The 17,784-nt window shown below is 37.7% G+C and carries 9 protein-coding genes; 5 read left to right on the top strand and 4 right to left on the bottom strand.

The window, feature by feature from the left end; genetic code table 11:
- Complete coding sequence (locus G9Q29_RS04930; protein ID WP_166133932.1) at nt 1–384, top strand: YchJ family protein; 384 nt, start codon at nt 1–3, stop codon at nt 382–384.
- A 92-nt stretch (nt 385–476) separates the two neighbouring features.
- Here G9Q29_RS04930 and G9Q29_RS04935 read toward each other — a convergent pair whose 3' ends face one another.
- Nucleotides 477–935 (bottom strand): hypothetical protein, encoded by a 459-nt coding sequence (locus G9Q29_RS04935; RefSeq protein ID WP_166133934.1) that lies wholly within the window; start codon nt 933–935, stop codon nt 477–479.
- Nucleotides 936–1,059: 124 nt separating this feature from the next.
- Nucleotides 1,060–1,692, bottom strand: coding sequence for a DUF4412 domain-containing protein (locus G9Q29_RS04940; protein ID WP_166133936.1), 633 nt, complete (start codon nt 1,690–1,692; stop codon nt 1,060–1,062).
- Nucleotides 1,693–2,022: 330 nt separating this feature from the next.
- Between G9Q29_RS04940 and G9Q29_RS04945 the strand changes: the two genes are divergently transcribed.
- The 3 genes from G9Q29_RS04945 to G9Q29_RS04955 all read left to right on the top strand — a co-directional run bounded on the left by G9Q29_RS04945 (nt 2,023) and on the right by G9Q29_RS04955 (nt 5,710).
- Nucleotides 2,023–3,141 (top strand): vWA domain-containing protein, encoded by a 1,119-nt coding sequence (locus G9Q29_RS04945; protein WP_166133938.1) that lies wholly within the window; start codon nt 2,023–2,025, stop codon nt 3,139–3,141.
- Nucleotides 3,142–3,283: 142 nt separating this feature from the next.
- On the top strand, nt 3,284–4,741 hold the full coding sequence (locus G9Q29_RS04950; protein ID WP_205729832.1) for an AAA family ATPase: 1,458 nt from the start codon (nt 3,284–3,286) through the stop codon (nt 4,739–4,741).
- Between the two features lie 123 nt (nt 4,742–4,864).
- Nucleotides 4,865–5,710, top strand: coding sequence for an EamA family transporter (locus G9Q29_RS04955; RefSeq protein ID WP_166133940.1), 846 nt, complete (start codon nt 4,865–4,867; stop codon nt 5,708–5,710).
- A 38-nt stretch (nt 5,711–5,748) separates the two neighbouring features.
- On the opposite strand, the gene G9Q29_RS04960 is transcribed toward G9Q29_RS04955, so the two are convergent.
- Entirely contained in the window at nt 5,749–6,387 is a 639-nt protein-coding gene (locus tag G9Q29_RS04960) for a response regulator (protein WP_166133942.1), read from the bottom strand.
- 26 nt (nt 6,388–6,413) lie between these two features.
- The gene (locus G9Q29_RS04965; protein ID WP_166133944.1) at nt 6,414–7,766 is read right to left on the bottom strand and encodes a sensor histidine kinase; all 1,353 of its coding nucleotides are present in this window, start codon (nt 7,764–7,766) and stop codon (nt 6,414–6,416) included.
- A gap of 438 nt (nt 7,767–8,204) precedes the next feature.
- On the opposite strand from G9Q29_RS04965, the gene G9Q29_RS04970 reads away from it, so the two are divergent.
- Entirely contained in the window at nt 8,205–17,747 is a 9,543-nt protein-coding gene (locus G9Q29_RS04970) for a DUF7507 domain-containing protein (protein WP_166133946.1), read from the top strand.
- The last annotated feature ends 37 nt before the right edge of the window (nt 17,748–17,784 follow it).

Below are 17,784 nucleotides of genomic sequence, written 5' to 3' on the forward strand. Positions count from 1 at the left end.
ATGAACTTAACTGATTTATGCCCATGCTGTTCTGGAAAAAACTATTCTGGCTGCTGTCAATTAGCTCATTTAGAGCATTCAAAAGTCCGTTCTGCTGAAACTTTGATGCGTTCTCGTTACAGTGCATTTGCATTGCGAAATGCAGAATATTTAATGATAACTACGCATTCGTCTCAGCAAAAATACCACTCAAAAGAAGAGTATTTAACTTGGGCTACTCAAAATGAATGGTTGAAATTGGAAATTGGTAAAGCACAAGATAATATCGTTGAGTTTAAAGCGTGGTACCATAATCAGGAAAAGGTTTTATGCCTACATCACGAACGATCAAGTTTTGTTCAGGAGAATGGGGCTTGGTATTATGTGGATGGAATTTTTATGTAAAGGGTCAATTTGCCAATGATCAATGTAAAATAATATGAATTGAAAATAAAAAAGAGACCACTAAAGTCTCTTTTTTATTTTGTACTGTACATTTATTTTTTAGTAAAGGTTAAAAAGTCTGTACCGCCATTTCCACCACTTACATCTTTTAGTTTTAGGACAGTTGCTGATTTTTCAATAATTTCCCAATCATCAGAAATTTCTAAAAATTGAGCCGGCGATGTAAATGCTAGGTTAAAATCTAGATCGTCAGGGCTATCATCATTACTGTTTTCATCAGTAACGGACCAAGTTCCTTTGTAAGTATTTGTTCCATTTGTAGCTGTAACGGTATTGTTGCCTTCAAATGTGAATGTAAATCCAGCAAAGCCATTGGTTTCTTCATGATCCGTATCATAGTAATAGCTCACTGCCCAAGTTCCTTGATTGACAATGCTTACTATTGCAGCTACATCGTTTCCGTTAGTGTTTAAGTCGTCATCGCTGCAACTCATTGCTGTTGTTAACATGGACAACAATGCAAGTAAAATGTTTGTTTTAATGGTTTTCATCTTTTAAAAATTTTGGTGGTTATTCTTTTGATAACAACGACATTAAACCATTTTTAGTGTAGTAACATAATGAAAACAAGGTTTATAGGGAATATTATATGAAAAGTATTATTTTATTTGTGATTTAGTATGGGTTTTTAGCCGTTTTTGCATTTGCTGGTAAAGCAAAAAAACTAGGTTCTAAAACTTTCTTTTCAATATTAGTTGCAGTTACTTCCATCGAAAATTGAGGGTTTTCTATGATATATTTTAAGGGTAATGCTTTTGATTGCGATACAAAGGCATGCCAATTTCCAAATTTATGATTCACAAATTTATCAGCATCTACGCCTATTTTGGCATTGTAGTAATATTTTTGAATACCGCTTTTGCAGGTTAAAATTACTTCATCACAACTATAGCCTACCACAGTAGTAACCGCTTTGTTAATTTCTACCTTGAGTACTTCGTCTGGATTAACAGCGCCATCATTCCACATAAATGTTTCGGAATTCGACATTTTTGTATACAACTTGTTTTCGGCATTAATGTAATTTTGAGATTGCAGTAAGCTACCATTAGAAATCGTTTTATAATCACCATTTTTTATGAAATACTCCATTGTATTGCCCATCATTGCTGCAAATTGAGCATCGGTTACATTGGGTAACTTACTTTTAATACTGTTTTGATAAACAATTTTGCCTTCAAAGGTTTGTGCTTGAACAACGAAGCATGTGAACAGTAATGATGTTAAAAAGAGAATTGATTTTTTCATTTTTTAATTGATTTTGAGGAATTGATTTATGGTTTTAAAAGGTGTAATTATCTGGTTCGAAATGTAAAAAAGACAGGAATGATTGTAAAATTTTGAAAGTAAATCAAAGATTAGTCTTGCAATACTATTCTGCAATCAAGTATTTCTTCACCTTGTTTTATAAATCAAAGATATCTTTTTTCATGGTTTGTAGGTTTTTTTACTTTTAATTATTTCAAAATAACAACTTTTTACATTCCGTAATGGTCAAATTAGTGACCAAAAGTTTTTAACTAAAAATTAATAAACGTTTCTACAGCATACTTTTAAAAAGCCGTAATTTTAACAATTATGAGAAACAAGACTACTAAAGGATTTTACTTCAAGTCGTATGAGGCGCCGTATCAGTCGCCCTTCGATAGGCTCTTTGGTATATTCAAGGAGCTAATTACCCATACCTCAGGTGATTTTGATGAAGCTATTGATTGGTTGCGAGAACTTGATGTAGAGTACAAACTCACAGATGATTCGTATACCATCGATGATTTTATCGAAGACTTAAAGAAAAAAGGTTACCTACGCGAGGAAATCAAAGACGATGGAACTCCAGGCTTAGGAATTACTGCCAAAACAGAAAGAGCCATTCGCCAGCAAGCCTTAGATACTATTTTTGGAAACTTAAAACGAGCTGGAAACGGAAATCACAAAACCAAACACAGCGGAAATGGTGATGAGCATACTGGTGAGTTTCGCGAGTTTCATTTTGGAGATGGACTCGAGCGCATTTCGCTAACAGAGAGTTTACGCAATGCCCAAATCAACAATGGCGTGGCCGATTTTATGCTAACCGAAAATGATTTGATTGTTGAAGACACTCAATTTAAGGCCCAAATGAGTACTGTTTTAATGATTGATATCAGCCATAGTATGATATTGTACGGCGAAGATCGTATTACGCCCGCTAAGAAAGTTGCCATGGCGTTGGCCGAATTAATAACCACACGCTACCCAAAGGATACACTTGATATTTTGGTATTTGGCAACGATGCTTGGACAATTGCTATTCGCGATTTACCGTACCTAAAAGTCGGCCCGTATCATACCAACACCGTAGCGGGTTTACAGTTAGCCATGGATATTTTACGTCGAAAAAGAAACACCAACAAGCAAATTTTCATGATTACCGATGGAAAGGCAAGTTGCGTACGCGAAAAAGACGGATCGTATTACATGAACAGCAACGGTCTCGACGAATACATCGTTGACAAATGCTACAATCAGGCGCAACAAGCTCGAAAGTTACACATTCCGATTACGACTTTCATGATTGCCAACGATCCGTATTTGCAAAAATTCGTCAATAAATTCACGGAGTCCAACCAAGGGAAAGCCTTTTATACCGGATTAAAAGGTTTAGGCGAAATGATTTTTGAGGATTATGAAACCAATCGTAAAAAAAGAATAAAGTAGAGTAGGGCGTTACCCGCCGCGGCGGGTCGGGCTGTACGCTGTATCTTTTGTTTTGCTATCGCTACACAAAAGGATGCCGCTTCCATCCCTAACGCAAACTCAAATACCATAAAAATAATATACATTTTCAAAATAGATCTCAATGAACCACATAAAAACACTTGGCGAATTAAAACAAGCCGGATACCAAACTAAAAGTATCAAAGACGAATTGCGTAACAACCTACGCGAAAAAATAAAATCAGGAAAACCAACTTTCGAAGGCGTTCACGGTTTCGAAAACACCGTTATTCCAGAGTTAGAGCGCGCTATTTTATCCCGTCACAATATCAATTTATTAGGTTTACGCGGTCAGGCTAAAACGAGATTGGCCCGAAAAATGATTGAATTGCTGGATGAGTATATTCCTTTCGTTGCTGGCTCTGAAATTAATGATGATCCTTTGGCGCCTATTTCACGTTTTGCAAAAGACTTAATTGCCTCACAAGGCGATGCCACACCAATTGCGTGGTTGCACCGTAGCGAACGCTTTTTCGAAAAATTAGCAACGCCAGATGTAACTGTTGCCGACTTAATTGGCGATGTAGATCCAATCAAAGCAGCCAATTTAAAACTTTCTTATGCTGATGACCGTGTGATTCATTTCGGAATGATACCGCGTGCTAACCGTTGTATTTTTGTGATCAATGAGTTACCAGATTTACAAGCCCGAATTCAAGTTGCTTTGTTCAATATTCTACAAGAAGGTGATATTCAAATTCGTGGTTTTAAACTGCGTATGCCGCTCGATATGCAATTTATATTTACAGCAAACCCCGAAGATTACACCAATCGTGGTAGCATTGTTACGCCTTTAAAAGACAGAATTGGTTCTCAAATATTAACGCATTATCCTGAATCGATTAAAATTGCGCGCACCATCACGGAACAAGAAGCAAAGCTCGATGCAAATCAGAGCGAATTGGTTTACGTGCCTTCATTAGCGCGTGATTTGTTGGAGCAAATTAGTTTTGAAGCCAGAGATAGTGAATATATCGATAACAAAAGTGGTGTAAGTGCCAGAATGAGTATAACTGCTTTCGAAAATTTACTAAGTACTGCGGAGCGTCGTGCCTTGAGAGCAGGAGACGATAAAACGACCTTGCGCTTGTCTGACTTCATGGGAATCATTCCTGCCATTACCGGAAAGGTAGAATTGGTTTACGAAGGAGAGCAAGAGGGAGCTGCAGCCGTAGCACAACATTTACTTAATGATGCGATACATACTTTTTTTCCAGCTTTTTTTCCGAAAATTGAAAAGTTAGAAAAACAAGATCAAAAAACGCCATACACTGATGTTATTGAGTGGTTTTTTGCCGAAAGTGGTTTTGAGTTGCTAGATGATTGCAGCAATGCAGAATACGAAAGAATTTTGAGTAACATCGCTCCATTGGATGCTTTGATTCAAAAATACCAACCGCAGTTAGAAAAGCAAGATCAAAATTTCATGAAAGAATTTATCTTGTGGGGATTAGTTGAATATAAAAAACTAAGTAAAGACCGCTTTGCAGAAGGTTATCAGTTCAAAGATATTTACGGTAGTTTTATCAGTAAACTGTAATTTCAAAAGGGTTTAGCTTCAGTTAAACCCTTTTTTTACATCTTATTTTAAAAAGTTATTCAAAAAAAACTTGCATGTATAGCGTTTTAAAAAATGTATTTTTGCAGTTCAAAATAAAATAAGATGTTGTTTTTACTTTTAAGTGTAGTTTGCAGTGTTACCGTTGGAGTTATCTTTAAAATGTCACGCCGTTATGATGCAAATCCGAAACAAATTGTAGCTTTTAATTATGCTACTGCTGTACTACTTTGTTACTTATTTTTTGAACCTAATTTCACAGATGAAACCGTCGTTTTTCCGTGGAAATTGTATGTTCCTCTTGGTATATTACTACCTACTATTTTTTTAGTTTTAGCAAAATCAATTCAACAAGTAGGCATTGTAAAAACAGATGCAGCTCAGCGCTTGTCCTTGTTTATTCCCATCCTAGCGGCTTGGTTACTTTTTGGTGAGAGCTTTTCTGTTTTTAAAGTAAGTGCATTAGTTATAGCTTTTCCAGCGTTGCTTTGTATTTTAAATAAGCCGAATCAAGATCAAAATTCGCAATGGATTTATCCTGCGATCGTATTGGTAGGTTTTGGTGCTATTGATATTTTGTTCAAACAAGTGGCACTGCATACTACTTTGCCATATACCACATCTCTATTTGTAGTTTTCGCGATTTCACTAACAATTATGGTTGGGGTGTTATTGTATCAAATAGGTATTCAAAAGCAAAAATTTGTTTTTAAAAACGTTCTTTTTGGTATTGCTGTTGGACTTTTTAATTTCGGGAATATTTTGTTTTATTTGAAAGCACACCAAGAATTTGCCCTAAATCCCTCAACTGTTTTCGCAGGAATGAACATGGGAGTTATTGTGCTAGGCAGTGTAGTGGGCGTACTAGCTTTTAAGGAAAAATTATCCAAGCTTAATTACGTAGGACTTATTGCTGCAATTGCTGCCATTATTTTGATAGTTCTTTCGTAAAAACAGTAGAATTATAAAGTTCCGGTATCTTGAAATTGTTAATTGTTTAAACCAGGCATTTTATTGCTTAGCTGAGAAAGTTCTATCACGTTTTTGATTTTCAACTTGTTGAAAATTTTGTTTTTGTGTGTGCTAACAGTAGTTAAATTAATATCAAGTTTGTTAGCTATTTCAATATTACCGTCTCCTAAAATCAGCAATTCCGTAATTTCTTTTTCTCTTTTGGATAGTTGCTCTAATGGATTCAAGCTGTTTCTGTTGGTACTTATTTGAATTAAATTTTGAAGGGTGCTTGGTGGTAAATAAGATCCGTTTTGTAAAATTAAATCAACAGCTGTTGTAATTTGATTTTTATCACAAAGTTTATTCAAATATCCATTGGCACCAGCCATTATGTATGGGCAGGCATGAGTTTTTTCGTCATAACCTGAAACCATTAAAATTTTTACTTCGGGTTGCATTCTCTTAATTTCTTGAATCATATCGGTGTTTTTACCCCCCGGAATATTGATATCCAGAAGTATTAAATCCAAGGTACTTTGTTCTAGTTTAGCTAGTAACTCAAAGTAAGTATCGGCAGTATCAATATTAAATTCAGGGAATCTTTCCTGTAATATTATTGAAATTCCTGTGCTTACTACAAAATGATCATCAACAATTAAGATATTTTTTTGCATTGTATTCTATTTTAATTCTACACAAATTACTCAAGTGGTATAGTAACCATTACCTTTGTTCCTTGCCTTAAATTACTTTCAAAATGTATTTTTCCTTTTATGATTAGGAGTAATTCTAGCACTAAATGTAAACCAATTCCGTAGGTGCTTAGTATTAATTTTTCAAGGTCTCGGTTGTTTTGAAGTGTCATATAATAGTTTATTTGTTCTTCTTTCATCCCTATCCCTGTGTCATTTACGTAATATATAAGATTTTGGTTTTCTATTTTAGCGCCAATAGTTATTGTCCCGTTGTGTGTGTTTTTGACTGCGTTGTCCGTTAGATTGTGAAGGATTACCGAAACGATTCGGCTGTTGATATTTGATAATAAATCAGGAGCTACTTCTGCAATTAAAACTGTTGCATTGTTTGCAGCAACTTCCTCAAAGAATAAAATTTTATTTTCAATTAGTTCAATGATTGAATAGGTCTTTTTTTCGCCGTGTCGTTCTTCAATATAAATTTTAGAGTAATCGATTAGATTTTTTGTAAAATCATTCAATTGCGTTGTTGATTTATAGATGGAAGCAATATATTTTCTAGACAAAGTGCCTTGCTGCGGATTGTCTAATAAGTGCTTTGCAATGACCTGAATGTATTTTAAGGGACTTTGTATGTCGTGACTTATGGTTCCAATAATTTTTTTGTGTTGGATGATTTCTTTCGACAGATTGTATTTGGTTTTTTTTAAATCCTTAATAGTGCTTAAAAGTTGTTTTGTTTGAGCGCCTATCTTTAATTTCGATCTTTGGATGCGTTTGGCAATAGCATAGTAGTATAGCGTGATTGTACTGATGAGAATCAAACTGAAAATTACATTGAACCAAATAAGGTATTTTTTTGTGGCGCGTGTACCATTGCCAAAACTTTGTGAAAATGCATCTTGATTAAGTTCGATTTTAGAATTCAATACGTTAATCTTCACAACCATTTCAGATCGATAATTTTCATTTAATTTATTTTTGTTACTTTCCTGATGGATATTCTGACCAAGTTGAAATAGTTCTCTGTTTAGTTGATCACCAAGTTCCCAGTGATAAATAGCTTTTTTAAAAAATGGTACTGATTTGAAGGTATTAAACAACCAAATCATATCGTCTAAATCTTCAACAGAATTTTTTCCTTCACTTAATGCATTTTTAACAATCTTTTTTTCGGCGCCACTTTGCATAGCAATTCGTGCTTTTTCATCTCCAAAATTTACTGCTAAACCATCTTCAAATTGTTGCCAATATAAATCTTGCTCGGTGAACAAAAATAGGAGTAAGCTATTAACAGCCTTGTTGTGACCTTTAGAGTAAAGAGATTCACCATTTACATAAGATCTAGTGGCTGACATAATCTTAATCGTGTAATAATTCACCAGAATTAAAACTGTACAAGCTACAAGTGTGATACTGATAACTTGCCGGAGATTTAATGCCTTTAATTTTAGTTTTAGTAATTTATTGTACAAGAGTTATGGCTTTTATATTGTTGTTTACTTCCAAATGTAATAAAAAACTTTGTTATTTGATATGTCTAATTGCTTAAAAAAGAGCAGTTCATGTAAAATTTGTAAGAAAGTGTCAGTTTTAATATTTATTTACGATGATTTTTAACTCCATTTATTTTTATGAATTGGTAGTTTTTTATTCGCAGGATAATCTACTGTTCCTTAAAAGATTACCTTAATTTTAACTAAACCCTAAAATCAAGTAATAAATAGATTAGTGTTAGGCTGCATGCGTAGCCACACAACGCCAAGCTTTTATCGATTTAACTAAAATTAGTCCTTATGAAACAGAGCTACCTACCATCCATTTTGAATTGGCTAAAACTTGATAAGACTTTAAAAGTAAATTTGCTGTCGCTAGTTATTCTAGGTTTATTCTTCTTCAGTACTAATATTGCATACAGCCAATGCAATTTTGAAGTTCCTCGTTCTTTTACGACTACCAATTTCGATAATTTATCGGTTAGTTCTTCAACGTCAGGTGTGTGTTCTTCATTGTTGGGCTGCGTTATAGCAAACGAAAGCAGATTGATAGATGCAGATGAGACCAATAATGCAACCGCGAGTTTTGGGGCACTAGGAATTGGTACTATACATCGTTTGCGAGTTACTGATGGAAATACAGTTTATGCTGCTGGATCATTTGCAGGATTTAAAATCCAACCCTTTGTAGGTTTATTAAATTTAGATTTACTAAACGGTATAAGTATAGTCACCTATTTGAGTGGTCAACCAGTAGAGTCTTTTTCAGGTGCCTCTTTACTAGGATTAAATGTATTAAGTAATCCAAACGATTTTATTGTAGGTTTTAATACGTCTTCTGCATTTGATGCAATAGAAATTGTTTTTAGATCCGGTGTTTCAGCATTGAGTTCTACCAAAATTTACCATGCAGTCCTTAGAGAGTATTGTGCTGGCCCAGCTTTAAATTGTAATGTGAGTACAAAACCTCAATTGCCTACTTTTCCAGTTGCTATTAACCAAACGGTGACAGGAATATCTGGAGTTGGATTAGGTACTGTTGCCAATGCTGAAAATGCTATTAACTCGGATTCAGATGATTTTGCAACTTTAAATTTTAATCTTGGTGTAGCGGCAACTGCGACGTTTGCGATAAAAAATCAAGTAGATGTATATCCAATAAACACATTTGCAGGTTTTGAAATCGAATATTCAAATTTAGCTGCAGTTGGCGCTTTGGGAAATGTAGTTATTGCAACTTACTTAAATGGCATTTTAAGAGAACAAAGCAACGGAAGTAATTTAATTGCGAATACCGGTTTGTTAAATACAAGTGGTCGTACACCCTTAGGATTTGTAGCTACTCAGACTTTTAATGAGGTTCGGCTTATAATCAATCAAACTTTGGCATTAAATTTAGGCACAACTAGAATTTTCGGTTCAGTTTTACAAAATTTTTGCGCAGGTCCTGATTTACTTTGTAATACACCAACAGCTATGACCGCTCCGCTATATCCTGTTTTTGTAAATTCTGCAAATACAGGCTTTGATGGTGTACTTTGTGTAGGTTGTAATGTAACTAATACTCAATTTTTGATAGATAATGATCCTTCTAATTTTGCGACATTTAATAATACAGTAGGAGTTGGTGTTATTGGTAAGCTGGCAGTTAAAAATCAAATAACAGATTATCCTCTTGGATCATTTGCTGGGTTCAATATCGAAACGCCAGCATTAGCCAACGTAGATGCATTAAATGGTATTACAATTAAAACCTACTTAAACGGAGTATTACAAGAAACTAAATCAGGTTCCGGAGCATTAGTAGCAGTAGGATCTAATTTACTGACTGGTTCAGGAAGGCAAACACTTGGTTTTGTGACATCAACTGACTATGATGAAGTTCAAATTAATTTTGAAAATACAGTAGCAGTAAGTTTCGGAACCATTCGGGTGTATAATGCAGTTATTCAGCAATTTTGTGAACCTACCGTAGTTTGTGATACTACTTATTTTTTATCAAATCCAGAATTTCCTGTTCAAGTTAATTCATCTCGTAGCGGAATTTCTGGGGTCGTTTGTGTGGGTTGTGATGTTACAAATGCATCAAATGTTGTAACCGCTGATTTTAGCGATTTTGCAAATATAACTCTTGTTGCAGGTGTAGGAAGTACAGGTTCTATTGCTGTGCAAGATCAGTTGTTTACCTATCCTCCTGGTACTTTTGCAGGATTTGTTATTGATGATTTGGGTACCTTGGCACAAGTAGACTTGTTTCAATCATTAACAATTAGTACATATAACAACGGAATCTTGGTTGAATCAAAATCAGCTGCGAATTTGATTGATCTTGCCGCACTTGGAATAAATGTTTTAGGTTCTGTTCCCGGAGTATATAATGTAGGTTTCAAAACATCACAAGAATTTGATGAGGTTAGAATCACCGTAAATGGATTAGCATCAGTCATTAATTCTATCAATGTTTATGGTGCTTTTGTAAATACTTCGGAGAGCAATGATGGTGCTACTGGAAATTTCAATTGTTTTTCTGCTTCTCTTTTACTTACAAAGGATGGTACTTACAATGATTTTAATGGTGACGGTCTTGTAAATGTTGGAGATAAAATTGATTATGTTTTTGAGATTAAAAATACAAGTAATGAAAGTTTGACAAACGTCTCCCTTACAGATAATAATGCCGTAACCTCTGGATTGCCGATCCCTTCTATGCCAGCAGGAGCAGCGGATACAAATTCTTACTCAGCAGTTTATTTTATAACTCAGCAGGATATTGATGCAGGTGTAGTTTACAATTTAGCTACCATCACCGCACGTACTTTTTTTGGATCGACAGTGACAGCAACATCTACCGATCCAACTCCATGCGTTGATTGCCCACCTAATCCATCATGTTCATCATGTACTGCCACAGCTCTGCGACAAGCAAATACAGTTTCATTAGTGAAAACGGCAGTTTATAATGGAAATGCTGCTGCTGCAAAAGTAGGCGACACCATTACCTACACATTCACGATTACTAATTCAGGAAATACTACGTTAACCAATGCTGTTGTGACAGATGCAAAATTAGGATTGACCAATGTGTCTGTCAGTCCGAGTACTTTGGCACCATCAGAAAGTGGAACTTTAACTCAAAACTACACTATCACCCAGGCAGATATTGATGCAGGAAGTGTAACCAATTCTGCAGTAGGAACTGCGCAAGATCCGGACAATAATACTCTTTCAGATACTTCAGGTACCGCAGTTGATAATGATGATAGCACAATTACTAATTTACCAAAAAATTCAAGCTTAGCTTTAGTAAAATCAGCCGTTTACAATGGCAATGCTACAGCAGCACAAGTTGGCGATACGATTACTTACACATTCACTATCACCAACACAGGAAATACAACTCTGACTAATGCGGTTGTAACCGATGCTAAATTGGGTATGACCAATGTAGCTGTAAGTCCGAGTACTTTGGCATCCAACGCAAGTGGCACTTTAACACAAAACTACACGATTACCCAAGCCGATATCGATGCAGGAACCGTTACGAATTCGGCAATAGGAAGCGCTAAAGATCCTTCAAATGCTACAGTCTCTGATATTTCAGGTACAACAACTACAAATGATTCGCCTACAGTTACGACAGTTCCAAAAACATCAAGTGTTGCTTTAGTAAAAACAGCCGTTTACAATGGCAATGCTACAGCAGCACAAGTAGGAGATACTATTACATATACCTTCACTATCACCAACACAGGAAATACAACTCTGACTAATGCGGTTGTAACCGATGCTAAATTGGGTATGACCAATGTAGCTGTAAGTCCGAGTACTTTGGCACCCAACGCAAGTGGCACTTTAACACAAAACTACACGATTACCCAAGCCGATATCGATGCGGGAAGTGTTACCAATTCGGCAGTAGGAAGCGCGACGGATCCATCAAATGCAACAGTTTCCGATACCTCAGGAACGACTACAACAAATGATACCGCAACGGTAACGAATCTTCCAAAAACATCAAGCGTAGCTTTAGTAAAAACAGCTGTGTACAATGGCAATGCCACTGCAGCACAAGTAGGAGATACTATTACATATACCTTCACTATCACCAACACAGGAAATACAACTCTGACTAATGCGGTTGTAACCGATGCTAAATTGGGTATGACCAATGTAGCGGTAAGTCCGAGTACTTTGGCACCCAACGCAAGTGGCACTTTAACACAAAACTACACGATTACCCAAGCCGATATCGATGCGGGAAGTGTTACCAATTCGGCAGTAGGAAGCGCGACGGATCCATCAAATGCAACAGTTTCAGATACGTCTGGAACGACTACAACCAATGATACGCCGACAGTAACGACAGTTCCTTCTGCGCCAAGCACTTCAAGCTTAGCGTTGGTTAAAACGGCAGTTTATAACGGGAATGCAGCTGCTGCACAAGTTGGCGATATTATTACATATACCTTCATCATCACCAACACAGGCAATACCACTCTAACCAATGTGGTGGTTACGGATGCTAAATTGGGATTGATTAATGTAGCGGTAAGCCCGAGTACTTTGGCAGTAAACGCTAGTGGTACTTTAACACAAAACTACACGATAACTCAAGCTGATATCGATGCAGGAACTGTTACGAATTCTGCAATAGGAAGCGCGACAGATCCATCAAATGTAACAGTTTCCGATACCTCAGGAACGACTACAACAAATGATACCGCAACGGTAACGAATCTTCCAAAAACATCAAGCTTAGCTTTAGTAAAAACAGCTGTGTACAATGGCAATGCCACTGCAGCACAAGTTGGAGATACCATTACGTATACCTTCACCATCACCAACACGGGTAATACCACTCTCGGCAATGCAGTTGTAAGCGATGCTAAATTACGAATGACTAATGTAGCGGTAAGCCCAAGTACTTTAGCTCCAAATGCCAGTGGCACCTTAACACAAAACTACACCATTACCCAAGCCGATATCGATGCGGGAACGGTTACGAATTCAGCACTAGGAAGCGCGACAGATCCATCAAATGCGACAGTTTCTGATACATCGGGAACGACTACAACAAATGATACCGCAACGTTAACAAATCTTCCAAAAACATCAAGCGTAGCTTTGGTTAAAACAGCCGTTTACAATGGCAATGCGACTGCAGCACAAGTCGGCGATACCATTACTTATACCTTTACAATCACCAACACAGGTAATTCCACTTTAACTAATGCTGTTGTAACAGATGCTAAATTAGGATTGACTAATGTAGCGCTAAGTCCGAGTACTTTGGCTCCAAATGCCAGTGGCACCTTAACACAAAACTACACCATTACCCAAGCCGATATCGATGCGGGAACGGTAACGAATTCTGCAACAGGAAGTGCCACTGATCCATCAAATGCGACAGTTTCAGATACATCGGGAACGACTACAACAAACGATACAGCAACGGTAACCAATCTTCCAAAAACATCAAGCGTAGCTTTAGTTAAAATGGCCGTTTACAATGGCAATGCAACTGCAGCGCAAGTTGGAGATACCATTACGTATACCTTCACTATCACTAACACAGGCAATACCACTCTAACCAATGCAGTTGTTACGGATGCTAAATTGGGATTGACCAATGTTGCGCTAAGTCCGAGTACTTTGGCTCCAAATGCAAGCGGAACATTAACACAAAACTACACGATTACTCAAGCCGATATCAATGCGGGAAGTGTAACGAATTCTGCAGTAGGAAGCGCGACGGATCGAGCAAATGTTACAGTTTCGGATACATCGGGAACAACAATTGCGAACGATACAGCAACCGTAACTAATCTTCCAAAAACATCAAGCGTAGCTTTGGTTAAAACAGCCGTTTACAATGGCAATGCGACAGCTGCTCAAGTAGGAGATACCATTACGTATAACTTCACCATCAACAACACGGGTAATACCACTTTAAGCAATGCAGTTGTAAGCGATGCTAAATTAGGAATGACCAATGTTGCAGTAAGTCCGAGTACTTTAGCTCCAAACGCCAGCGGCACTTTAACACAAAACTACACGATAACCCAAGCCGATATTGATGCGGGAATTGTTACGAATTCAGCAATAGGAAGTGCCACTGATCCATCAAATGCGACAGCTTCGGATACTTCGGGAACAACAACTACGAACGATACCGCAACGGTAACGACAGTTCCATCTGCGCCAAGCGCATCAAGCGTAGCTTTGGTTAAAACGGCAGTGTACAATGGCAATGCGACAGCTGCACAAGTTGGCGATATTATTACGTATACCTTCATTATCAACAACACAGGCAATACCACTCTAACCAATGCGGTGGTTACGGATGCTAAATTGGGATTGACTAATGTAACGGTAAGCCCGAGTACTTTGGCAGTAAACGCTAGTGGTACTTTAACACAAAACTACACGATTACCCAAGCCGATATCGATTCGGGAACGGTAACGAATTCGGCAATAGGAAATGCCACTGATCCATCAAATGTGACATTTTCAGATACTTCGGGAACAACAACTACCAACGATACAGTAACGGTAACGAATCTTCCAAAAACATCAAGCGTAGCTTTGGTTAAAACAGCCGTTTACAATGGCAATGCTACTGCAGCACAAGTAGGCGATACCATTACTTATACCTTTACAATCACCAACACAGGCAATACCACTCTAACCAATGCAGTTGTTACTGATGCTAAATTAGGAATGACTAATGTAGCGGTAAGTCCAAGTACTTTGGCAGCAAATGCAAGCGGAACATTAACGCAAAACTACACGATTACCCAAGCCGATATCGATGCGGGAACTGTTACGAATTCTGCAGTAGGAAGCGCGACAGATCCATCAAATGCGACAGTTTCGGATACATCGGGAACGACTACAACAAATGATACTGCAACGATAACAAATCTTCCAAAAACATCAAGTGTTGCTTTAGTAAAAACAGCTGTGTACAATGGCAATGCTACTGCAGCACAAGTGGGAGATACTATTACTTATACATTTACCATCACGAACACAGGCAATACCACTTTAAGCAATGCAGTTGTTACGGATGCTAAATTAGGCATGACCAATGTAGCGTTAAGTCCTAGTACTTTGGCTCCAAATGCAAGCGGAACCTTAACACAGAACTACACGATTACTCAAGCTGATATCAATGCAGGAACTGTTACGAATTCTGCAGTAGGAAGCGCGACAGATCCATCAAATGCGACAGTTTCAGATACTTCGGGAACAGCAACTACGAACGATACACCTACAGTAACGACAGTTCCTTCTGCGCCAAGTACTTCAAGCGTCGCTTTGGTTAAAACAGCCGTTTACAATGGCAATGCGACTGCAGCACAAGTTGGCGATACCATTACGTATACCTTTACCATTACCAACACAGGAAATACTACTTTAAGCAATGCCGTTGTCACAGATTCAAAGTTAGGAATGACCAATGTAGCGGTAAGTCCGAGTACTTTGGCTCCAAACGCTAGCGGAATCTTGACACAGAACTACATGATAACTCAAGCAGATATCGATGCGGGAAGTGTTACGAATTCGGCAGTAGGAAGCGCCACAGATCCGTCAAATGCTACTGTTTCAGATACATCGGGAACAACAACTACGAACGATACCGCAACGGTAACAACTGTTCCAAAAATAGCAAGCGTAGCTTTGGTAAAGACTGCCGTTTACAATGGCAATGCTACAGCTGCTCAAGCTGGCGATACAATTACTTACACATTCACCATTACCAACACAGGCAATACAACATTAACTAATACTTTTGTCACAGATGCAAAATTAGGATTGACCAATGTAGTGGTAAGTCCAAGCACTTTGGCACCAAATGCAAGCGGCACTTTAACACAAAACTACACGATTACCCAAGCCGATATCGATGCGGGAACGGTTACGAATTCGGCAGTAGGAAGCGCTAAAGATCCATCGAATGCGACAGTTTCTGATACTTCAGGAACAACAACTACAAATGATACGGCAACGGTTACAACTGTTCCAAAAACATCAAGCGTAGCTTTAGTTAAAACGGCCGTTTACAATGGTAATGCCACTGCCGCTCAAATTGGCGATACCATTACGTATACCTTTACCATCACCAACATTGGTAATACAATTTTAACCAATGCCGTTGTAACGGATGCTAAATTAGGAATGACCAATGTAGCGGTAAGTCCAAGTACTTTGGCTCCAAATGCAAGCGGAACATTAACACAAAACTACACGATTACTCAAGCCGATATCAATGCGGGAAGTGTAACGAATTCTGCAGTAGGAAGCGCGACGGATCGAGCAAATGTTACAGTTTCGGATACATCGGGAACAACAATTGCGAACGATACAGCAACCGTAACTAATCTTCCAAAAACATCAAGCGTAGCTTTGGTTAAAACAGCCGTTTACAATGGCAATGCGACAGCTGCTCAAGTAGGAGATACCATTACGTATAACTTCACCATCAACAACACGGGTAATACCACTTTAAGCAATGCAGTTGTAAGCGATGCTAAATTAGGAATGACCAATGTTGCAGTAAGTCCGAGTACTTTAGCTCCAAACGCCAGCGGCACTTTAACACAAAACTACACGATAACCCAAGCCGATATTGATGCGGGAATTGTTACGAATTCAGCAATAGGAAGTGCCACTGATCCATCAAATGCGACAGCTTCGGATACTTCGGGAACAACAACTACGAACGATACCGCAACGGTAACGACAGTTCCATCTGCGCCAAGCGCATCAAGCGTAGCTTTGGTTAAAACGGCAGTGTACAATGGCAATGCGACAGCTGCACAAGTTGGCGATATTATTACGTATACCTTCATTATCAACAACACAGGCAATACCACTCTAACCAATGCGGTGGTTACGGATGCTAAATTGGGATTGACTAATGTAACGGTAAGCCCGAGTACTTTGGCAGTAAACGCTAGTGGTACTTTAACACAAAACTACACGATTACGCAAGGAGATATTGATGCAGGCCAAGTAGTAAATTCAGCATTAGCTGCGGGGCGTACACCACAAAATGTCCTTGTTCAAGACACCTCAGGAACTTCAATTACTAATGATACTCCAACCACGACAATTTTAAATTCTGTTTCAAGTATTAGCCTTTTAAAAGAAGGTGTTTATATAGATTCAAACAATGATGGAATTGTAAATATTGGAGATCGAATAAATTATACATTCACTGTTCAAAATACGGGACAAACAACTTTGAGCAATGTGATGATTTCTGATCCTAATGTTATTGTTGTTGGGCCAGCAATTCCAACTCTGGTAGTAAATGCAATAAATAGTACTAATTTCTCAGCTTCATATCTCATTACACAAAGTGACATAAGTGCAGGTGTAGTTTACAATTTGGCAACAGTAACTTCCACAAACCCGAAAGGAATGACAGTAACAGCTACATCATCAGATCCAACGCCTTGTGTTACATGTCCAGTAAGTCCTACATGTTTAACATGTACGATTACTGAGTTGCCTATAAATGATTGTGCTGTTGAGGTTTTCAATGCAGTATCGCCAAATACGGGTGACGATTTTGAGCGTATTTTATATATCAAAGGAATTGAATGCTATCCGAATAATACGGTGCAAATATTTGATCGTTGGGGGGTAAAAGTTTTTGATCTAGCAGGCTACAATAATACAAATAAGGCTTTTAGAGGAATGTCAGAAGGTAGAGTGACCATACAACAATCCTCAGGATTACCGACAGGAACTTATTTTTATGTGATTGATTACACCAATTTTGCAGGTGAAAAAATAGAAAAAACAGGCTATTTACATTTAGAAAACGATTAAAGTTTCACTACTGTTCAATTTGCGCATTGCTTACTTT

It is taken from the genome of Flavobacterium turcicum (genome assembly GCF_011365745.1).
In the GTDB taxonomy this organism is placed as follows: Bacteria; Bacteroidota; Bacteroidia; order Flavobacteriales; family Flavobacteriaceae; genus Flavobacterium; species Flavobacterium turcicum.